19 protein-coding genes, 1 tRNA gene and 4 pseudogenes are annotated in these 22524 nt (G+C 27.1%); 20 read left to right on the top strand and 4 right to left on the bottom strand.

The genetic code is table 11. The annotated features are described in order from the left end of the window. The first annotated feature begins 7 nt into the window (after positions 1-7). From nuoG to CRV12_RS03905, 18 genes and pseudogenes are all read left to right on the top strand, one after another. Positions 8-2725, top strand: a complete 2718-nt coding sequence (gene nuoG, locus CRV12_RS01250; protein WP_136130833.1) for an NADH-quinone oxidoreductase subunit NuoG — start codon at positions 8-10, stop codon at positions 2723-2725. Then, entirely contained in the window at positions 2722-3693 is a 972-nt protein-coding gene (gene nuoH / locus CRV12_RS01245; protein WP_420022058.1) for an NADH-quinone oxidoreductase subunit NuoH, read from the top strand. Before nuoG ends, nuoH begins: the two co-directional genes overlap by 4 nt. Positions 3694-3716: 23 nt before the next feature. Beyond that, positions 3717-4259, top strand: a complete 543-nt coding sequence (nuoI, locus tag CRV12_RS01240) for an NADH-quinone oxidoreductase subunit NuoI (protein ID WP_136130832.1) — start codon at positions 3717-3719, stop codon at positions 4257-4259. Positions 4260-4270: 11 nt separating this feature from the next. Next, positions 4271-4786: an NADH-quinone oxidoreductase subunit J gene (gene nuoJ / locus CRV12_RS01235; RefSeq protein ID WP_136130831.1), complete on the top strand. Its 516-nt coding sequence runs from the start codon at positions 4271-4273 to the stop codon at positions 4784-4786. A gap of 33 nt (positions 4787-4819) precedes the next feature. Further along, a complete protein-coding gene (gene nuoK, locus CRV12_RS01230) occupies positions 4820-5119 on the top strand; it encodes an NADH-quinone oxidoreductase subunit NuoK (RefSeq protein ID WP_136130830.1) in 300 nt (99 codons plus the stop codon). Then, a complete protein-coding gene (gene nuoL / locus CRV12_RS01225; RefSeq protein WP_136130829.1) occupies positions 5116-6939 on the top strand; it encodes an NADH-quinone oxidoreductase subunit L in 1824 nt (607 codons plus the stop codon). Before nuoK ends, nuoL begins: the two co-directional genes overlap by 4 nt. Positions 6940-7016: 77 nt before the next feature. Further along, a complete protein-coding gene (gene nuoM / locus CRV12_RS01220) occupies positions 7017-8534 on the top strand; it encodes an NADH-quinone oxidoreductase subunit M (protein WP_136130828.1) in 1518 nt (505 codons plus the stop codon). A 6-nt stretch (positions 8535-8540) separates the two neighbouring features. After that, the gene (gene nuoN, locus CRV12_RS01215) at positions 8541-10013 is read left to right on the top strand and encodes an NADH-quinone oxidoreductase subunit NuoN (protein ID WP_136130827.1); all 1473 of its coding nucleotides are present in this window, start codon (positions 8541-8543) and stop codon (positions 10011-10013) included. A gap of 284 nt (positions 10014-10297) precedes the next feature. Beyond that, entirely contained in the window at positions 10298-10609 is a 312-nt protein-coding gene (locus tag CRV12_RS01210) for a DUF883 family protein (RefSeq protein ID WP_136130826.1), read from the top strand. A gap of 255 nt (positions 10610-10864) precedes the next feature. Beyond that, positions 10865-13393 (top strand): annotated as a pseudogene (gyrA, locus tag CRV12_RS01205) (DNA topoisomerase (ATP-hydrolyzing) subunit A); the annotation flags it as partial. A 316-nt stretch (positions 13394-13709) separates the two neighbouring features. Then, positions 13710-13883, top strand: a complete 174-nt coding sequence (locus CRV12_RS03945) for a biotin carboxylase N-terminal domain-containing protein (RefSeq protein WP_420022057.1) — start codon at positions 13710-13712, stop codon at positions 13881-13883. A 198-nt stretch (positions 13884-14081) separates the two neighbouring features. Then, positions 14082-14818 (top strand): annotated as a pseudogene (locus CRV12_RS03935) (ATP-binding protein). A 33-nt stretch (positions 14819-14851) separates the two neighbouring features. Then, positions 14852-15952: pseudogene (locus CRV12_RS03930) on the top strand (hypothetical protein). Positions 15953-15994: 42 nt separating this feature from the next. Beyond that, positions 15995-16162 (top strand): hypothetical protein, encoded by a 168-nt coding sequence (locus tag CRV12_RS03925; RefSeq protein ID WP_241973754.1) that lies wholly within the window; start codon positions 15995-15997, stop codon positions 16160-16162. A gap of 2 nt (positions 16163-16164) precedes the next feature. Then, a complete protein-coding gene (locus tag CRV12_RS03920; RefSeq protein ID WP_241973753.1) occupies positions 16165-16377 on the top strand; it encodes a 5-oxoprolinase subunit B family protein in 213 nt (70 codons plus the stop codon). Positions 16378-16551: 174 nt separating this feature from the next. Further along, positions 16552-16731 (top strand): hypothetical protein, encoded by a 180-nt coding sequence (locus tag CRV12_RS03915; protein ID WP_241973752.1) that lies wholly within the window; start codon positions 16552-16554, stop codon positions 16729-16731. Then, entirely contained in the window at positions 16704-16919 is a 216-nt protein-coding gene (locus CRV12_RS03910; RefSeq protein ID WP_241973751.1) for a 5-oxoprolinase subunit B family protein, read from the top strand. Before CRV12_RS03915 ends, CRV12_RS03910 begins: the two co-directional genes overlap by 28 nt. Further along, on the top strand, positions 16876-17241 hold the full coding sequence (locus CRV12_RS03905) for an acyl-CoA carboxylase biotin carboxyl carrier protein subunit (protein ID WP_241973750.1): 366 nt from the start codon (positions 16876-16878) through the stop codon (positions 17239-17241). Before CRV12_RS03910 ends, CRV12_RS03905 begins: the two co-directional genes overlap by 44 nt. A gap of 124 nt (positions 17242-17365) precedes the next feature. On the opposite strand, the gene CRV12_RS01195 is transcribed toward CRV12_RS03905, so the two are convergent. Further along, positions 17366-18016, bottom strand: coding sequence for an epoxyqueuosine reductase QueH (locus CRV12_RS01195; protein ID WP_136130824.1), 651 nt, complete (start codon positions 18014-18016; stop codon positions 17366-17368). Between the two features lie 608 nt (positions 18017-18624). Between CRV12_RS01195 and CRV12_RS01190 the strand changes: the two genes are divergently transcribed. Next, positions 18625-19119 (top strand): TIGR00645 family protein, encoded by a 495-nt coding sequence (locus tag CRV12_RS01190; protein WP_136130823.1) that lies wholly within the window; start codon positions 18625-18627, stop codon positions 19117-19119. A 135-nt stretch (positions 19120-19254) separates the two neighbouring features. Here CRV12_RS01190 and CRV12_RS01185 read toward each other — a convergent pair. From CRV12_RS01185 to metG, 3 genes and pseudogenes are all read right to left on the bottom strand, one after another. Beyond that, positions 19255-19328, bottom strand: a tRNA-Pro gene (locus CRV12_RS01185). Between the two features lie 168 nt (positions 19329-19496). Further along, the gene (gene rplY / locus CRV12_RS01180) at positions 19497-19781 is read right to left on the bottom strand and encodes a 50S ribosomal protein L25 (RefSeq protein WP_136130822.1); all 285 of its coding nucleotides are present in this window, start codon (positions 19779-19781) and stop codon (positions 19497-19499) included. Between the two features lie 224 nt (positions 19782-20005). Further along, a pseudogene (gene metG, locus CRV12_RS01175) lies at positions 20006-21652 on the bottom strand (methionine--tRNA ligase); the annotation flags it as partial. Between the two features lie 152 nt (positions 21653-21804). On the opposite strand from metG, the gene ahpC reads away from it, so the two are divergent. Then, a complete protein-coding gene (ahpC, locus tag CRV12_RS01170; protein ID WP_136130820.1) occupies positions 21805-22368 on the top strand; it encodes an alkyl hydroperoxide reductase subunit C in 564 nt (187 codons plus the stop codon). Positions 22369-22524 lie beyond the last annotated feature (156 nt).

The following is a 22524-nucleotide window of genomic DNA, read 5'->3' as shown; positions in this document are numbered from 1 at the left end:
AGTCACTATGGCTATCATCCATGTAGACGGTAAAAGATATAAAGTAAAAGAAAAAGAAAATCTATTACAAGCTTGTTTATCTATTGGCCTTAATATTCCTTATTTTTGTTGGCATCCTGCTCTTGGAAGCATTGGTGCTTGTAGACAATGTGCTGTAAAGCAATTTCAAAATACTGAAGATAAAATTGGTCGTATTGTAATGTCTTGTATGACTCCAGCTTACAATGGAAGTATTATTTCAATTGATGATCAAGAAGTAAAACAATTTCGTAAAAATATTATTGAATTATTGATGATTAACCATCCTCATGATTGTCCAGTTTGTCCAGAAGGTGGTAATTGTCACTTACAAGATATGACAGTAATGACAGGACATAAATTACGTCGTTATCGATTTAAAAAACGTACGCATAAAAATCAGAATTTAAGCCCTTTCATATCTCATGAAATGAATCGTTGCATAACTTGTTATCGTTGTATACGTTATTATAAAGATTACGCTGACGGTAAATGTTTAGGTGTTTATGGAATAAATAACAATATTTACTTTGGTTGTGTAGAAGGTGAAGAACTTAAAAATGAATTTTCTGGTAATTTAATAGAAATATGTCCAACAGGTGTATTTACGGATAAAACTAGTTTAAAAAAATATCACCGTAAATGGGATATACAATTTGCACCAAGTATATGCCAACATTGCAGTATAGGTTGTAATATTAGTGTTGGTGAACGTTATGGTGAATTATGTAGAATTGATAATCGTTATCATGGTGCTATAAATCATTATTTTATTTGTGATTTAGGAAGGTTTGGATATGATTACGTTAATCGTAAAGATAGGCCGAAACAACCTAAATATTTAAAAGGTAATGATTGGATTAAACTTAGTGTAGAACAAGCAATTAATATAGCTGCAGATATCATACAAAAAGCAAAGAGAGTAATTGGAATTGGTTCTTCTCGTGCTAGTATTGAAAGTAATTTTGCACTTAGGAAGTTAGTAGGAGCTAAAAATTTTTCTACTGGTAGTATGAATATTGAACAAACTTGTATTGACATGGTAATAAAAATATTACGTGATGGAGGCATACATACTCCTTCAATACGAGAAATTGAAAGTTATGATGCTATCCTCATACTAGGAGAAGATGTTACTCAAGTAGGAGCACGTATTGCACTTGCAATACGACAAGCTGTTAAAGCTAAAAATCGCAAAATAGCAGAATCTCAGGGAATACCTGAATGGCATGCATCAGCAATTTTTAATATTGGTAATAATAAATACCCATTATTTTTAACTAGTGTTAAAAATACTAAACTTGATGATATTGCAGATTGGACTTATTACGCATCTATAGAAGATCAAGCTCGTTTTGGATTTGCTATTGCTAATGAATTATATTCAGCAGCTCCATCAGTTGATGATTTAGACCATAATTTAAAGAATAAAATAAGTGAAATATCACAAGTTTTGATAAATGCAAAAAAACCATTAATTATTTCAGGTACTCATTCCAGTTGTATTTCAATGATACAAGCAGCAGCTAATATAGCTCAAGCTTTAAAATATAGAGGTAGTAATGTTGGAATTACATTACTAGTTAGTGATGTGAATAGTATCGGTCTTAATTTAATACATGGAAAAGATTTAGATACTGCTCTAGAACAATTCAATAAAGGTGATGCTGATTTATTATTAATAATGGAAAACGATTTGTATCGGTATGCGTCAAAAGCTTTACTTGATACTATATTATCAAATCCAAGTAATGTTATTGTAATGGATCATCAAAATACTTCTACTATAAAAAAAGCTGGTCTAGTTCTTTCAACTGCAAGCTATGCTGAAAGTAGCGGAACTTTGGTAAATAATGAAGGAAGAGCTCAAAGATTTTTTCAAGTATATGATCCTGCATATTATGATAAAAATATTGCAATGCCAACTAGTTGGCATTGGTTGTATTCTATATATAGCAAAATTCAAAATATAAATGCAAGTTGGATAAATTTAGACAATGTAATTGATGATATAGTTAAGGAATTACCACATTTACAAGCGATTAAATATGCTGCTCCAAATTCTAAATTTCGTATTCATGGCCAAAAATTAGCAAGAACTTCATGTCGTGCTAGTGGACGTACAGCAATACTTGCTAATATAAATGTTCATGAACCTCGTCAACCTCAAGATGCAGATACAATGTTTACTTTTTCTATGGAAGGAAATAACCAACCCAAATCATCATGTTCTCAAATTCCTTTTGCTTGGGTACCTGGATGGAATTCTGTTCAAGCTTGGAATAAATTCCAAAATACAATTGGAGGAACTTTATTTAATGGTGATCCTGGGATACGTTTATTTAATAAAAATAATAGAAATTTTCCTTGGTTTAAAAATATACCTGTTTCATTAGATAAAAAAAATAACTTACGAATAGTACCTATTTATCAACTATTATCAAGTGAAGAAATGTTTCAGCGTTCTACGATATTTCGAGATCTTAAATTTCAACCTATGCTTGTACTTAATAGCAATGATGCAGCTAAGTTAGGTTTTAATAAAGGTATAACTGTTGAATTTACTTGTATGAATGAAAAATGGTATTTTCCTATTCAATTGTCTTCTACTTTAAAATCTGGATTGGCAGGAATACCTATAGGAACTCCTGGCATACCTTTATTTTTGATAAACAAACAAATTTATAATTTAAGGAAAGTAGAATGATAAGCTGGTTTTCAATGAACAGTATTTTATCTAATATTATTAAAGCTATTATAATTTCGTTAATGTTAATATCTTGCGGTGCTTTCATGAGTTTTTATGAACGTCGTTTATTAAGTTTATTTCAAAATCGTTATGGTCCTAACAGGGTTGGATGGGGTGGTTCATTGCAATTATTAGCAGATATGATAAAAATTTTCTTCAAAGAAGATTGGATTCCAATATTTGCTGATCGCCTATTTTTTGTTTTGGCACCAATTATTACATTTATTTCTATGTCATTAGCTTTTGCTATAGTACCTATTTCACCTAATTGGGTAGTTATTAACTTAAATATTGGTATTTTGTTTTTTTTAATGATGGCTGGTTTGTCAGTATATGGAGTATTATTTGCAGGTTGGTCTAGTAATAATAAATATTCTTTATTAGGTGCGGTAAGAGCTGCAGCGCAAACTTTGAGTTACGAAGTGTTTTTAGGTTTATCAATTATGGGTGTAGTGGTACAATCTGGTTCATTTAACATGCATGATATTATCAAAAACCAAGAACAAATATGGAATATAGTTCCACAATTTTTTGGCTTTTTAACTTTTTGTATTGCTGGTATAGCAGTATGTCATCGTCATCCTTTTGATCAGCCAGAATCCGAACAAGAACTAGCTGATGGTTACCATATTGAGTATTCTGGAATGAAATTCGGTTTATTTTTTATTGGTGAATACATAGCAATGACTACTACTTCTGCAATAATAGTAACTTTATTTTTGGGTGGTTGGAATGGTCCATTTTTATTACCTTGTATTTGGTTTATTCTTAAGACAATGTTTTGTATATCAATATTTATTTTAATTAGAGCTTCATTGCCACGCCCAAGGTATGATCAAATATTGTCATTTGGATGGAAACTGTGTTTACCTTTAACCTTAATTAATTTATTAATAACTGCTGCAATAGTTTTATATACAATGTAAAACATCAAAAGGACAATAATAAAATGAATTTTAAAGAGATTATCTTGGGTTTAGGAACGGTAATACGCAGCTTGTTTATGACAAGTATGCATGCTTTTTCAAAACGTGAAACGCATATGTATCCTGAAGAAAAAGTATATTTACCTCCACGTTATAGAGGAAGAGTAGTATTAACACGGGATCCAGATGGAAAAGAACGTTGTGTTGCATGTAATTTATGTTCAGTGGCTTGTCCTGTTGGTTGTATCGCTTTAAAAAAAAATGAAACTACAGATGGTCGTTGGTATGCAGAATTTTTTAGAATTAACTTTTCAAGATGTATCTTTTGTGGTTTATGTGAAGAAGCATGTCCAACTTCTGCAATTCAACTTATACCAGATTTTGAATTAAGTGAATTTAATCGTCAAGATTTAGTATATGAAAAAGATGATCTTCTTATTTCTGGTCCTGGTAAATATCCAAACTATAATTTTTATCGTATGACAGGTATAAAAATTCGAGGAAAAAATAAAGGTGAAGCCGAAAACGAAGAAATTCCAATTGATGTTAAAAATTTATTACCTTAAAGGAGTAATAAATGGAAAACTTTTTATTTTATTTTTTTAGCTCGTTAGCAATTATATCTACATTATGTGCTATTTTAAATACCAATCCGATACACATGTTATTATATTTAATAATTTCTTTATTATCAGTTTCATGTATTTATTTTATAATAGGAGCTTATTTTATTGGCGCATTAGAAGTGATTATTTATACTGGCGCAATTATGGTGTTGTTTGTTTTCGTAGTAATGATGTTAAATCTTGGTAAATTTACTGACCAAACAGAACGTAAATGGCTAAAGTATTCTAAGTGGATAATTCCAACTACTATATCTATTTTATTATTAACTGCAGTTTCAATTTCTATCATAAATAGTGATAATAAAATAATCAGCAAAAAAGTATTTAATGCAAAAGAGATCGGTATTAGTTTGTTTAGCCACTATATGATTATAGTGGAATTAGTATCAATATTACTCATAGCTAGTTTGATAGTTGCATTACATATTGGTCGGAAAAATAATAAAAATAAATTATTAAATAAATAACTTTTGAAAAATATAAAATCATTAGGAATAGTCATGATTAATTTACAACATGGATTAATACTTTCAATCATATTATTTATGATTGGCTTAACTTCTTTAATGATACGTCGTAATCTTTTATTTATTTTAGTTGGTCTGGAAATAATGATTAATGCTGCAGCATTAGCATTAGTATTTGCAGGTAGTTGTTGGGGACAAATTGATGGTCAAATTATGTATATAATGGCGATTAGTCTTGCAGCTTCTGAAGCTAGTATTGGATTAGCTCTCTTAATACAATTACATCGTTATAAATCTTTAAATATTGATAATATGAATGAGATGCACGGATGAACCTTATATTTTTAACTATAATATTTCCTTTATTAGGTTTTGTTGTATTAGCTTGTTCTTGTGGTTATTTATCAAATAAAGCTTCAGAATTTATTGGAATTTCTTCTGTAGCTCTATCAGGAATAATTACTATATTTATAGGATATAATTTTTTTCTCAATAATCAAATATCATATCATCAAGTATTATGGCATTGGATACATATTAATAATTTTAATGTTAGTGTTAAATTTGTGATTGATGGTTTATCACTAACAATGTTATTTATAATTACTGGCATAGGATTTTTAATTCATTTGTTTTCATCATGGTATATGCAAGCAAAGGAAGGATTTTCTCGTTTTTTTGCATATACTAATTTGTTTATAGCCAGTATGATTACATTGGTTTTAGCTGATAATTTAATGCTTATGTTTCTTGGATGGGAATGTGTTGGTTTTTGTTCTTATTTACTTATAGGTTTTTACTATACTGATATAAAAAATTGCAAAGCGGCTATAAAAGCATTTATTATTACAAGGATAGGAGATGTTTTTCTTATTATTGCGTTAATTATTATATATAATCAATTTGGCACCTTAAATTTAGTTGAGATATCAAACTTAGCAGTATCAAATTCATTTGATAATAGATATATAATTCAATTTATTACATTATTTTTACTAGCTGGTGCAATAGGTAAGTCTGCACAGTTACCTTTACAAACATGGTTACCTGATGCCATGGCCGGACCAACTCCGGTTTCGGCATTAATTCATGCTGCAACCATGGTTACTGCAGGAGTGTATTTGATTGCACGCACTTATTGTTTATTTTTATTAGCACCAGAAATACTTAATTTAGTTAGTGTTATAGGTGCTATTACATTAATTATAGCAAGTTTATCCGCTTTAGTGCAAACTGATATTAAACGTATTCTTGCATATTCTACTATGAGTCAAATTGGTTATATGTTTTTAGCATTAGGTTTAAAATCTTGGAATGCTGCTATTTTTCATTTAATGACTCATGCATTCTTCAAAGCATTAATGTTTTTATCTTCAGGATCTTTGATTTTATCATGTAATCACGAACAAAATATTTTTAAAATGGGTGGATTAAGAAAATCCTTACCTTTTTTATATATTTGTTTTTTAGTTGGTGGGGCTTCATTAGCTTCTATTCCTATAATTACTTCAGGTTTTTATAGCAAAGAAAAAATTATTATGAGTACTTTAAATAATAATAATATTATATTGATGTTGGTTGCTCTATGTGGCACATTATTAACTTCTATATATACATTCCGTATGATTTTTACTATCTTTCATGGTCAAGAAAACATAACAGTAAAACTGTGTAAAGGTATTAATTATTATATTCCATTAATTTCACTTATATTACTGTCAACTTTTATTGGTGCGATATTAACACCACCATTAAGAAATGTTTTTCCTGAAGATAATTGTAATGAAACTGCTAAATGGACATTAGAAATTATTTCTAGTATATTAATCATCACTGGTATTTTGATAGCTAGGATTATAACCTTAAGAAGATATCATGTAAAAAATACTTCATTAGGTAATTTCCTTTATAGTTTATGTTATCAAGCATGGGGGTTTGATTGGATATATGATAAATTATTTGTTAAGTCATATATGTTAGTGGCAAATCTTCTTAAATACGATCCTTTAAATAATTTATTTGATTCTTCAGTATTATTGTTACGTTTTATTAATAGAACTTTGTTAATCAGCGAAAATGGTTACTTAAGGTGGTATATTTTATCTATAAGTATAGGCGCCTTATTATTAGTTATATCTATTTTGATCACTTAAAATTAATTAAATATGTGTATTAGAAATATGCACCAATAAATATTAAAAAATAATATAAATTACATATGGAATATGCTGTGTTACTACCTTTGCTTATTATAATTCCTTTTATAGGTGGGATATTATGTTGCTTGACGGGACTATTTGATTTAAAAATCCCTCGTTTTATTGCTATATTGACAACAGGATCAGTTTTATTGATTTCAATATCACTTTGGGCACAAGGAAATTATTCTAGCGAATTATTTACTACTCCTCAGTGGCAATTAAGTTTTTGCATACCATGGATTCCAAGATTTGGTATTAATTTTAACTTAGCATTAGATGGTCTTTCTATGCTTATGTTGGTTTTAACAGGCTTTCTAGGTAGCATATCAGTATTGTCCTCATGGAATGAAATAAAAAAATATCAGGGTTTTTTTTATTTAAATCTGATGTGGATCTTAGGTAGTATCTTAGGAGTTCTTCTTTCTATTGATTTGTTTTTATTTTTCTTTTTTTGGGAATTAATGTTAATACCAATGTCTTTTATTATTTTATTTTGGGGTCATAGTGGATCTGATAATCAAACTAGAGTTAATGCAATTATTAAATTTTTTATATATACTCAAATTTCTGGTTTGATCATGTTGTTAGCAATTGTTGGATTAGCTTTTGTTCATTACAAATCAACTGGAATTTGGACATTTAATTATGAAACATTATTAAAGACTCCAATGTCTCATGATATTGAGTATATATTAATGCTAGGATTTTTTATAGCATTTGCTATAAAAATGCCAATTGTTCCTTTTCATGGTTGGTTATTAGACACAATTAGTCAAACACCAAATTCCGGTGTTGCTGATATAGTAGGTTTTTTAATAAAAACAGCTGTATATGGTTTAATGCGTTTCAGTTTACCATTGTTTCCACATGTATCATCTGAATTTGCACCAATTCAGATGTATTTAGGTATTATTAGCATTTTTTACGGATCTTGGATGGCTTTTTCACAGACAGATATGAAACGTCTAATTGCTTATGCTTCAATTGCACATATGGGTTTCATATTAATAGCTATTGCAAGTAATAATGTATTAGCTTTTCAAGGTATAGTAATTCAAATGATATCACATGGTATTTCAACAACAGCACTTTTCATTTTGTGTGGTCAACTATATCAACGTATACAAACACGTGAAATGAATCATATGGGTGGTTTATGGTCTAAAATTAAATTTATACCTGGTATATCAATGTTTTTTATAGCTGCTAATCTAGGTTTACCTGGAACAGGCAATTTTATAGGTGAATTTTTAATTTTAGTTGGTAGTTTTAAATTCATGCCAATAGTCGTTACTATCTCAATATTTGGTTTAGTTTTTTCTTCAATTTATTCATTGGTAATGATGTATTATGTTTACTATGGACAATCAAAATTTCATTATAACTTATCAGAACTATCATTACTTGAATTTTCAATCATTGGAATATTAGTAATTCTGTTAATATTGCTAGGATTTTATCCACAACCTATCTTAGATACTTCGTTTAATTCAATAAATAGTATTCAAAAATTGTTAACTATTTCAGTCCCAACAACAAGGCTATAATTTGTCATGATAATAATTTCTAATCAATTAATAGCATCTTTGCCATTAATAATTATAGGATTTACAATACTTATTTTACTAATTTCTATTTCTTGGCAAAGAAATCATTTTTTTATTGCCTTATCAACTATTATTGGATTAGTGTTATCTTTATTATCACTTTTATTTGTAAGTAAAGTTTCCGAAATAGATGTCATGTCATTATTATCTATTGATAGCTATTCTATTTTTTACACGATATTAGTTATTATATCAAGTTTGTCAACTTGTATATTTTCTTATACTTGGTTAAATAATTTTTTAGACCATAAAGAAGAGTTTTATATATTGGTATTAGTTTCAACTTTAGGAGGTATAGTTTTATCAAGTACAAATAATTTTGCCACCTTATTTATAGGCATAGAACTATTATCTTTACCTTTATTTGGTTTAATTGGTTATAATTTTCATAGAAAGTTATCTCTTGAAGCTTCTGTAAAATATACTATTTTATCTGCAATAGCTTCCTCTTTTTTACTTTTTGGTATTGCTTTACTTTATGCTAATTCTGGTACTTTAAGCTTTTTATTGATAAGAAAAATAATAATTTCTGATGTGATAAAAGAACCATTATTTTTAGTTGGTTTTGGCATGTTAATCACAAGTCTTGGATTCAAGTTATCTTTAGTACCATTTCATCTTTGGACTCCAGATGTTTATCAAGGTTCACCTATATCTATTACTTCATTTTTATCTACAGCAAGTAAAATATCAATATTTAGTGTAATTATGAGGTTATTTTTTTACATACCTATTATAGATAGTATGGCTATTAAAAATAGCTTAATCATAATATCATTTATGTCAATTATTTTTGGTAATATTATGGCATTATTTCAAAAAAACATAAAAAGATTATTAGGTTATTCATCCATTACTCACGTTGGTTACTTGTTGATATCAATTATTACATCAAAAATACATAATTTATCATTAGAAACATCTGAAATTTATGTTGTTAGTTATTTAATTAGCAATTTGGGTATATTTGGAGTGATTTCTTTAATATCTAATGATAATGACATGGACACTGATTCCATTGATCATTATCGGGGTTTATTTTGGTCTGATCCTTTTTTGTCTACAGTAATGACAATAATGATGTTATCATTAGCCGGAATTCCAATTACTTTAGGTTTTATTGGGAAATTTTATGTTATTTTATTAAGTATAACGACACATTTGTGGTTTTTAATAGGTGGAATAATAATTAGTAGCACAATAGGTCTTTATTATTACCTAAAAATAATATTAAGTTTTTATTATAGAAATTCTAAAGAAAATAATAATTCTAAATTAATTAATTTTACAATATCAAACAGTTGGTCTTTAATTGCAGTAAAAATAATATTATCAATAACAGCTTTTTTGACGATACTATTAGGTGTTTTTCCTCAACCTTTAATGAACTTAATAAAAGTTGTACACGTAATGATTTAACATATAGCCTATTATTAATTATTTTTCGTATTAATTATATACAACTATCAATATTGACTACAATTTAAATCTCAATAATTATTTTTATTAAATCTTTGTAATTTCAAATACCAGTGATCAACTAAATTTGAATTTATTCATTAAGAATACTAATATAATATATACGAATAAATTTATTTTATAAAAATATTATCAAATTTTATGGTATTTAATTTTACAATAACTAAAAATTAAGTTTTGTATTATAGTTAAAAGTGCTTAAAATTTTTACCGAGGAGGGAAAAATGCTAAAAAAAACCTTATCTTCTGAAGGTAGTGTAAGCAACGATTTAGCACTAATGACTGATACACTAGAAGAATTATTAAAATCATCCGGTGATTTATCTGATCAAAGATATATTGATTTGAAAAAAAAAGCCGAACAAATTTTACATGATGTATCATATCGTGTAAATAAAACATCAAATGACTATTATGCTAACATGAAAAAAACTGCTTATTGTATGGATGATTATTTACATGAAAAACCGTGGCATGGTGTTGGTATTGGAGCTGTCCTAGGGTTATTGGCTGGTTTATTATTAATACACCGATAAATTATTTATATAATTTAACAAACGGTGAGTTTATTTGCTCGCCGTTTTAATTTTTATTTGCATTATTTATCAAAATATCAAACAAATTAAAGTAAAAATAGTAATTTTATTTGTTATTTGATATCATACATATTAATTTAATAGTTAAAATATATAGCTTTTAAAATTAAAAATAGTCCAACATTATTATAAATAATATAGTTATGAATTTTTAAAAAAACACGGGTTCAATAACGTCATAGGAATCTTAACTTGATGAGTACCACTGCAAAAGAAATCATACCGGTTAGTATCGAAGAAGAGTTAAAAAATTCATACTTAGATTACGCTATGTCAGTGATTATTGGTAGAGCGTTGCCGGATGTACGCGATGGTTTAAAACCAGTACATCGTCGTATACTTTTTGCTATGAGAGAATTAGGTAATGATTCGAATAAGCCTTATAAAAAATCAGCTCGTATAGTTGGTGATGTCATAGGAAAATATCATCCACATGGTGACTCTGCAGTTTACGATACCATAGTAAGAATGGCACAATCCTTTTCCTTACGTTATATGTTGATAGATGGTCAGGGTAATTTCGGTTCTATAGATGGTGATTCTGCAGCTGCGATGCGTTATACCGAAATAAGAATGTCAAAAATATCCCACGAGATGCTGGCAGATTTAGAAAAATCAACTGTCAATTTTTCTAAAAATTATGATGGTACTAATATCATTCCAGATGTTTTACCAACTAAAATTCCAAACTTATTAATTAATGGTTCTTCCGGAATTGCTGTTGGTATGGCAACTAATATCCCTCCTCACAATATTCGAGAAATTATAAATGGTTGTTTAATTTATATAGACAATGAAAATATTTCTGTCAAAGAGCTAATGTATTATATTCCAGGTCCAGATTTTCCTACTGCAGCAATTATTAATGGACAACAAGGTATAGAACAAGCTTATAATACCGGTCGTGGTAAAATTTATATTAGAGCTCGTAGTAAAATTGAGATAGATATAAAAACTGGTCGTGAGATCATAATAATTTATGAACTGCCTTATCAAATAAACAAAGCAAATTTGATTGAAAAAATAGCTGAATTGATAAAAGAAAAACGTGTTGAAGGAGTAAGTGTATTACGTGATGAATCAGATAAAGATGGTTTACGTATTGTGTTGGAAATCAAGAGAAATTCAGTTGCAGAAATTGTGTTGAATAATCTTTATACATTAACACAATTACAAACTTCATTTAGTATAAATATGGTTGCATTGCATCATGGTCAACCAAAAATAATGTCTTTAAAAGATATTTTAAATGCATTTATATGTCATCGTAAAGAAATAATTACTCGTCGTACTATATTTGAATTAAATAAAGCTAAAGATAGAATTCATGTTCTTGAAGGATTGATCATTGCATTAGCAAACGTAGATGCAGTAATTAATTTGATTCGAATAGCAAATACATCAATAGAGGCTAAAGCTAATTTAGCTTCACAGAACTGGAATTTTGATAGTATTAAATTTTTTTTTAAAAGTATTGATAATAATGTTGTATTAATAAACTTATTAGAAAAAATTTTTGATATAAATACAAAAAAATATAGTCTTACAGAAAAACAAGTACAATCTATCCTAGATTTACGTCTTCATAGATTTACTAGTATTGAATGTAAGAAGTTGCTATATGAATATAAAGATTTAATTCATCATATTTCGAAATTAACTTGTATTTTAAAAACTTCTAAAAGTCTAATAGATGTTCTTCGTGAAGAACTAGAAATAATTCGTGATCAGTTTGGAGATAAACGGCGTACTGAAATTATAACCGACAGTATTAATCTTAACACAGAAGATTTAATTAATTCAGAAGACGTTGTAGTAACTTTATCATATCATGGTTATGTTAAATATCAACCTCTAAGAGATTATGAAGCGCAACGTCGTGGAGGCAAAGGGAAATCTGCTGCTCGTATTAAGGAAGAAGATTTTATTTATCTTCTTTTAGTTGCAAATACTCATGATATTATTTTATGTTTTTCTAGTACAGGAAGACTATATTGGATGAAAGTGTATCAATTACCTGAAGCTAGTCGCATATCGCAAGGAAGACCAATCATTAATCTGCTTCCTTTAGAAACCAATGAACGTATAACTGCTATTCTTCCAGTACGTGAATATACTGAAGGTTTCAATATACTTATGGCTACAGCTACTGGTATTATAAAAAAAACTCCATTAAAGGAATTTAGTCGTCCACGCGGTACTGGTATTATTGCAATTAATTTACAAGAAAAAGACGAATTAATTGGTATTGCACTGACTCGTGGCAACGATGAAATCATGTTATTTTCTGCATTTGGAAAGGTAGTTAGATTCTCAGAAGTTGCTGTACGTAATATGGGTCGTGCTGCTTCAGGAGTACGTGGTATTAAATTAACACAAGATGATCGTGTTGTTTCTTTAATAGTTCCTAGTAAAGAAGGTTCTATTCTTACTGTAACACAAAATGGTTATGGTAAAAGAACTGCAAATAATGAGTATCCAGTAAAATCACGTGCAACAAAAGGTGTGATTTCTATTAAAGTAACTAACAGAAATGGTTTAGTTGTTGGTGCTATTCAAGTAGTCGATAATGATCAGATTATGATAATTACTGATGCAGGTACATTAGTACGAACTAGAGTATCTGAAATTAATATTATAAGCCGTAACACTAAGGGTGTAATTTTGCTTCGTACTACCGAGAATGAAAAAGTTGTTGGTTTGCAACGTATTGCTGAACAAGTATAAAATGACATAGATATTTTAGAAGTAATAATTCCAAAATTTATCTTCTATGATAGATACTAATCTTATCACACAAATATTATTTTCCTAATTATTCTTAATATTTTTAGTTATAATTTGAAATGAAAAACTACTGATAACATCGTTATAATTTACAAATAAAACATATAATTAACATCTATAATAACTAAAGATATAAATTCGATAAATTAAAATATTTTGTCTTAGACTATTAATGCTACTTATATATTTAATTGACTAAATGTCATCAATAAATTGAATAAAAAATAATTAATAGTTTAAGAGGGAAATATATATGTTTAACAAATTTTTAATTGCTAATAGAGGCGAAATTGCATTCCGAGCTATTCGTACTTTAAAACGTCTAGGTATTAAAAGTATTAGTGTTTATTCTGAATCTGACCATAATGCTTCTTATAAAAAATATTCAGAAATCTCTATTCCTTTAAAAGGAAATACACCAAAATAAAGTTATTCAAATATTGATAAAATAATTGAAGTTGCTGAAAAAGTTGATGCGGACGATATGGCCTGGCTATGGATTTTTATCCAAAAATTTCTTATTTGCTTTAGCTTGTGAAAAAAAGGAATTAATTTTATTGGACTAACTGCAAAACAAATTGAAATTTTTGGATAAAAATCTAATGCACGTGCAGTTGCTAATAGTATTGGTATTCCAACACTGCCTGGTAGTTCTTTATTAAAATCTTTGGATGAAGCAATAAATGCAGCTAAAAATATTGGATATCTAGTAATAATTAAAAATAATGCTGGTGGAGGTGGTATAGGATTAAAATATTGTCCTAATGTTAATTCATTAATTAATGACTGGGATAATATTAATGATTTCAATGAGAAATTATTTGATAAATCAGGAATATTTATTGAAAATACATTGATTTTATTCGTCACATTGCAATACAAATATTTGGTGATGGTAAAGATATAGTAATATCTTTAGGTGAACGTGATTGTTCGTTGCAAAGACGTAATCAAAAAATAATAGAGGAAACTCCTGCTCCAAATTTACCTAAAAATATACGAAATAAAATGATTGATTTAGCAATACATCTGGCAAAAACAGTTAATTATCGCAGTGCTGGAACAGTTGAATATATTTATGATCTTAAAGACAATAATGTTTATTATCTTGAATTTAATACTCGTTTACAAGTAGAACACGCTATTACTGAATGTGTTATTGGAATAGATTTATTTGAATGTATGATACAAGTAGCTGCTGGTGAAAGTCCTAATTGGATACAAATGCAACAACCACCTCAAGGTGTATCCATTGAAGCACGTTTATATGTCGAAAACCCAATAAAAAATTTTGAACCTAGTTCTGGTATATTAACTTATGTAAAATTTCCAGATAATATACGTGTTGATAGTTGGGTATAATCTGGAACTGAAATTCCGACTTATTATGATTCAATGCTTGCGAAATTAATTGTTCATGCTGCTAATCGTAAATTAGCAATAATAAAAATGAAGCAAGCCATACTATTGACACAACTGTATGGTATACATACAAATCTAGAATATTTATCTCATGTTATTGATACAGACAATTTTCTTTATGGAAATGTTTATACTAATTTTTTAAATATTTTCAAACCATTATTCAATTTGGTTGAAGTTTTACAACCAGGCACTTTTAGCACTATTCAAGATTTTCCAGTAGGTGTTCCTCCATCTAGTTCAATAGACGATTTTGCTTTTAGATTAGCAAATCGTATTATAGGTAATGATGAATCAGCTGCTGGATTAGAATTTATTTTAGATGGACCTATATTATATTTTCATAACAATACAAAAATTGCTTTAATTGGTGCTTATTGTCCTACAGAAATAGATGGAATAAATATTGAATATTGGCAACCAATAAGTATAAAATCAGGGCAAATTTTAACTTTAGGTCGCGTACAAAATGGATATCATACGTATTTAGCAGTTTATAATGGATTTAACGTACCTAAATATCTCAATAGCAGATATACTTTTCCTTTAGGTAAAATAGGGGGGGGGATATTCAGGACGTGTACTTCGTATTGGTGACACAATATCAATTTTTCAAAAAAATCGAATTTTGATAATATAACATCATTTAATCAGTTATTGTTAGATACATCAATAATTCCACAATATAATAATAAATGGACTATAAAAGTTTTATATGGACCGCACAGTGCACCAGATTTTTTTACTCAAACAGATATTAATTCATTCTTAAACACTGAATGGAAAGTACATCATAATTGTAACCGTCTTGTAATACGTCTTATAGAACCGAAACCTATTTGGGAAAGAACCAGCGGAGGTGAGGCTGGTATGCATCCATCTAATATACATGATTGTCCATATACTGTTGGTGCATTGAATTTTACTGGTGATTTTCCAGTAATTTTAACTAATGATGGTCCTAGTCTTGGTGGTTTTGTTTGTCCTTTTACTATTGCCAGAGCTGAAATATGGAAAAATGGACAAATGAAACCTGTATACTCAATTAAATTTATATTAATCATTATAAATTAAGCTTTTGAATTAGAAAAGTATCAATTAAAATGTATTGCTGAAATGTATCTTCCTTATGGTTATTTTTTTCCTATATATCCTATAGGATTTAAAGATATTAATTTTTCTACTAAACTTTCAATATTACCTGAAAATAAAAATAACCCTAAAACAGTATATCGCCAAGCAGTAGATAAAAATATCTTTGTTGAATATGGCATGATATATTAGATTTGTATTTACATTTACGTGTACATCTTCTTATGAAGACACTATATAAAAGAAAATTTATTGGAATCAAAGAACTATCACCTGGAGTTAGATCTTTACAAATTAGATATGACAATTTTATAATCACACAAAAACAATTAATTAAAATTTTAATAGATCAAGAAGATATACTTGATAATATTGATGAAATAAAAATATTTTCTCGTATTATATGATTGTCTATGGCATTTGAAGATAGTACAACTATTAGTGCAATAGATAGATATACTAAAACAATCTGTAATAAAGCTCCTTGGTTACCAAATAATATAGATTTTATTCAAAGAATCAATTGATTATCTAATCGCAAAGAAATTCGTAATATTATATTCAATGCTACTTATCTGATTTTGGGATTAGGCGATATTTATTTAGGATCTCCTTATGCGGTAGCAATTGATCCTAGACATCGTTTGTTAAGTTCCAAATATAGTCCATCAAAAAATTTTACTAATGAAGGCGCAGAGTTGGTATTGGAGGTACGTATATATGTATTTACGGTATGGATTCTCCTGGAGGATATCAATTAATTGGACGCACATTACCTATCTGGAATAAATTTAACAAAAATAATCAATTTTCTGTAGATAAGCCATGGTTATTTAATTTTTTTGATCAAGTGCGTTTCTATCCAGTTGAAGAGAAAGATTTAATAAAATTGCGTGATAATTTTAATGAAGGTTATATTTCAATTAAAATTGAAAAAAACATTTTTTGATTTTAATTTCTATAAAACATTTCTATCAGAGAATATTATTGCTATTAAAAAATATCGTGATCAACAAATTTCTGCTTTTAAAAAAGAAATAAAATCATGGAAAAATAATCAAGAAACAAATAAAATTTTCATTGAAAAACCAGCAATAAAAATATCAAATATTGATATTAAAAATTTAAAATTAGTATCTGTTTATTCCAATATGAACGGAAATATTTGGAAAATTTTAGTACAACTAGGTGATAAAGTATTATCAGGTCAAATATTAGTAATTATGGAAGTAATGAAAATAGAATTAAAAATTGTTGTACCAAAATCATGATACATAAAACACATTACATGCGAAGTCGGCAGTTTAGTTTCTTCAGGAGATTTATTAATGATAATAGATCAAAATGAATATACTTAATATAATAATTGTATTTTTTAGATAGAAATAAATATAATTAATTATTATAGAATTTGTTTCCTATACGAACAATATCTCTGCCTATGGACAGACGATATCTATTTGTGTCACGTAATGAGTAAATACAACCACAATATTCTTGCTGATAAAATTTTTCACGTTTACTGATTTCAATCATTCTTGTAGAACCACCTTTTTTACGCCAATTATATTCCCAATAAGTAATATTTTTATATTTACTTGCTGCTAGTTTACCACAGTCGTTTATTTGTTGTATATTTTTCCAACGTGAAATTCCTAGTGAACTAGATATAACGTCAAAATTATTTTCAAAAGCATATAGAGCAGTTCTCTCAAACCGCATATCAAAACACACTGTACAACGTATACCACGCTCAGGTTGATTTTCTAAACCTTTTATACGTATAAACCAGTTATCTTTATCATAATCCAAATCAATAAAAGATATATTATTTTTACTAGCAAAATTCATATTTTCTGTTTTACGAATTAAATATTCACGTTGAGGATGTATATTAGGATTATAAAATAAAATACTATAATTAATATCAGAAGCAGAAATTGCTTCCATAATTTCGCCTGAACAAGGTGCGCAACAGGAGTGAAGTAATAATTTATTAGTGCCATTAGGTAATTTCAATTTTAGACGCACATATTTATTATTCATAACAATTAATTTTTTAATTTATCCTGTTTTTTATTATTTACTGAAACGATAAAAAATAAATAATTTAAGCATTAACATCATGTATCGAAACATGCCTTTTTATAATGTTAAAAACAGTATAGCAAGAAACATTATATAAATAATTTTATTTTAAAACAATTAAAATAACAAGCTTAATAATTAGTTATTTATTATAATGCTAAATTAAGTAGATTATGTATTAATTATTCAAGCTATATTTTTTCTAAGCTTTTAAAGTAATATTGTTATATATCATAGAATGAAATATAGTCGAATTGTAAAAATAATCCCTATTTTATAAACTTTTATATTAAACGATAATAATAGTCATTTTATTTATTTTTGTTAATTCATTGTAATTTATATTATAGATCAATTTATCATTATAGAACATGAACAGTCTAATTAATTTAAAATAAATATTAAAGTGTTTGTAGTAAAAACATTATATATCCTAATTAGAAAACATCAAACAAATATTTTTATACAAAATATCAGTACTAACAAACTGATAATAAGATAAAGAATGTAATTTATTTGTATGATATTAAATTTATTCAAAAAATAAAAAACAAGGAACATAAAAAATGGAATGGTCTATCGAAAAAATTATTTATGCATCACGATGGTTATTATTTCCTGTCTATATGGGATTATCTTTTGGATTTATTTTACTGACTTTAAAATTTTTTCAACGTATAATTTACGTTATTCCGATGCTATTTAGCATATCTGAATCGGGATTAATATTAACTGTTTTATCTTTAATCGATATTGCCTTAGTAGGAGGACTCTTAGTAATGGTAATGTTTTCTGGATATGATAACTTTATTGTTAAAATGACTGTCGATGACCAACATCAAAAATTAAGTTGGATGGGAAAAATGGATGTTAATTCCATAAAAAATAAAGTAGCATCTTCAATTGTTGCTATATCTTCTGTACATCTATTAAGGTTATTCATGGAAGCAGAAAAAGTAAATGATAATAAAATAATGTGGTGTGTTATTATACATCTAGCATTTGTTCTTTCAGCATTCGGAATGTCATATATTGATAGAATGAGTAAAATTTTGAAATAATAACCATAAATAACGTTAATATTATTATAAAATAAATAGAAATATTTAATCCTGAAATTAAAATTTAACTATTAACGCTAATCTTTTTTAAACTTTTATACAAATATACAAACAATTCAATTGATCTTTTTGTTATCGGCACGAGAGGATTTGAACCTCTGACCACTGGCACCCCATGCCAGTACGCTACCAATCTGCGCTACGTGCCGAATATAATTCATCATTATTAATTATATAAAATATATTACAATATTAATTTAGTATAAATAAATCAGCATATGCAAATGTATATTTAGAATTTATTTTTATCAATAAATCATTAAACAATATAAAAACACATTCAATATTTACCTGTTGTAAATTTATTTACAATAAAATTAAACTGTAATGAAATCTATATGGGTTATTTTTGGTTTAAATGGATGTCTTTGAATTGATTGTATTTTAACTTTTTTTTCTATTCCATTCAATACCAATATCATAATTTCTTTATAAAAATCATCATACATTTGTAAATGCATTATGATATTATGATCTAAAGATATACAAATATTATTTTCTTTATCACCGTAGATAATAGCTGGTAGATAATTGTTATTTCTTAATCTTCTGCTAGCTCCCTTTCCTTTATCTTGTCGTTCCATTGCATTTATAGTAAACATTTTTATTTCCTTTTGTAAGAAGGTTTAATACTATTGATAACAATTTATATTATGATCACTATATTCAGCAATATAACTAAATATATTTTAGTATTTATAAAATCAATCTTTAATTACACTTAATTAGTTAAAATTTTAGGTATATAATATTATGTGTTTGAAAATAAAATTAATTAAAAATTAGAATTGAATTGCTATGTAACCAATTAAAATTGCTTTTAAAAATTTTCTTTTGACTCTTTAAGTAAATTTTCTATTTTTGATTGTTCAATTCTTACATAAAGATTTTCATATGAATTAATCTCATGATTTATTAGAGGAATTCTAATAGCAATCAGGTTTAATTTGCTTTTAAGAAATAATTCAACACGATCACCTAATAAAGGCATGATAGGTTTTAAACAAGTTATTAATATACGAAATAAATTAATACCCATTGAGCATATTGCATGTAAGTCATTAGATGCTCCTTTTTCTTTTGCTATGATCCAAGGAGCTTTTTTATCTATATAAGAATTAGCTATATCTGCCATATAAATAATTTTCTTCATTGCAAATTTAAAATCACAATTTAATAAATGTTTACCAATTTCATCTGATTGATCAAGAAAAGTTTTATATAATTCTGGATCTTCTATTTTGTTTGCAAGTTTATTATTAAAATATTTAGTTATAAAACTTGCATTTCTAGATGCAATATTTACTATTTTATTAACTATATCGTTATTTATGCGATTAATAAAATCATTTAAATTTAAATTAATATCTTCAATATTTGAAGATATTTTTGTTGCATAATAATAACGTAGACTATCTGTATCTAAATTACGTAACCATGTTTTTGCTGTAATTAAAGTTCCTTTTGATTTAGACATTTTAGAACCATTAATCATAACATAACCGTGAACAAATATCTTATTCGGTTTTCGAAAAGAACTACCTTCAAGTAGTGCTGGCCAAAATAAACTATGAAAATAAATTATGTCTTTTCCAATAAAGTGGTATATTTTTGTTTTTGAGTTTTTATTCCAAAACTCTTCAAAATTAATTTTATTGTTTTTTTTACATAGATTTTCAAATGCACTCATATAACCAATCGGTGCATCTAACCAAACATAAAAATACTTATCAGAATAGCCAGGAATTTTAAATCCAAAATAAGGAGCATCACGAGATATATCCCATGATTTTAAACCTATATCAAACCATTCTTGCACTTTATTTAATATTTGATCTTGTAATACTCCAGATTTTATCCATTTTTTCAAAATTTCAGTGAATGATGGTAAATCAAAAAACAGATGCTCTGAATTTCTAAGTTCTGGTATTGTATCTGATAATATTGACTTTGGGTCTATTAAGTCTGTACTATTATAAGTAGCTCCACAAACTTCACAATTATCACCATATTGATTAGGTGATTTGCATTTAGGACATATACCCTTAACAAAACGATCAGGTAAAAATATATTTTTTTTATTGTCAAAAAATTGAGTTATAATTTGATTTTTAATAAGACAGTTTTTTTTAAGTCTTTTGTATATCAAATTTACCATTTTTTTGTTTTCATCACTGTGAGTTGAATGATAATTATCATATTTAATATTAAAATCAGCAAAATCTTTTTCATGTTGAATTTTAATTTCAGCAATCATTTTTTCTGGACACATACCTATCTGTTGAGATTTAATCATAATTGGTGTGCCATGAGCATCATCAGAACAAACAAAATATACTTCGTTACCAATCATTTTTTGATAACGTACCCAAATGTCTGCTTGTATATGTTCAAGTAGATGTCCTAAATGTATTTCTCCATTAGCATAAGGAAAAGCGCATGTAACTAGAATTTTTTCAATTGGTTGAATCATAATTTAGTATATTTAAAATTTTTAGTAAAGTTTAGGTAATAAGATTTCACAATATATAAAAATTATAAAAATAATTGAATATATTACAAATAATACAATAATACTATCAAAAAAATTAATTTAAATCAAATTTTTATAAAGGTTAATCATATATGTCTATAATTAATACTAAAGTTAAACCATTTAGCAATATGGCTTTTAAACATAATAAATTTATTCCTATCACGGAAAAAGATATAAAAGGTAAATGGAATATTTTTATTTTTTATCCAGCTGATTTTACGTTTGTTTGTCCTACTGAACTAAGTGATATTGCTGATCAATATAAAGAATTGAAAAGACTTGGTGTTGAAGTATATTCAGTGTCTACAGATACCCATTTTTCTCATAAGGCATGGTATGAATCTTCCAGTAGTATAGCTAAAATTCAATATGCAATGATTGGAGATCCTACTGGAATTTTAACTCGTAATTTTGATATGATGCAAGAAGATAAAGGTTTGGCTAATCGTGGTACATTTATTATAGATCCCAATAGTATTATTCAGTCTATTGAAATCAATGCTGATGGTATTGGCCGTAATTCTTCTGAATTATTACGTAAAATTCAAGCGGCTCAATACATCTATAATAATCCAAATAATGTTTGTCCAGCTAAATGGAAACAAGGAGATCCGACTATAAATGTTTCTATAGATTTAGTAGGTAAAATATAATTCAAATTTCCCATTATTTTTAATCTATATAAATACTCGATTTAATTATGTTCGAGTATTTATATTTTTGATTCGTATTATAATAATTCAATTAAAATAACATAACTTATTAAATATTTTTATCATAATTTATTAGAATGTTATATTATAATTTTA

Source organism: Candidatus Pantoea edessiphila, assembly GCF_002933315.1.
In the GTDB taxonomy this organism is placed as follows: domain Bacteria; phylum Pseudomonadota; class Gammaproteobacteria; order Enterobacterales; family Enterobacteriaceae; genus Pantoea_C.
The sequence above is the reverse complement of the archived record's forward strand: the minus strand, read 5'-3'. Positions and strand labels throughout refer to the sequence as shown.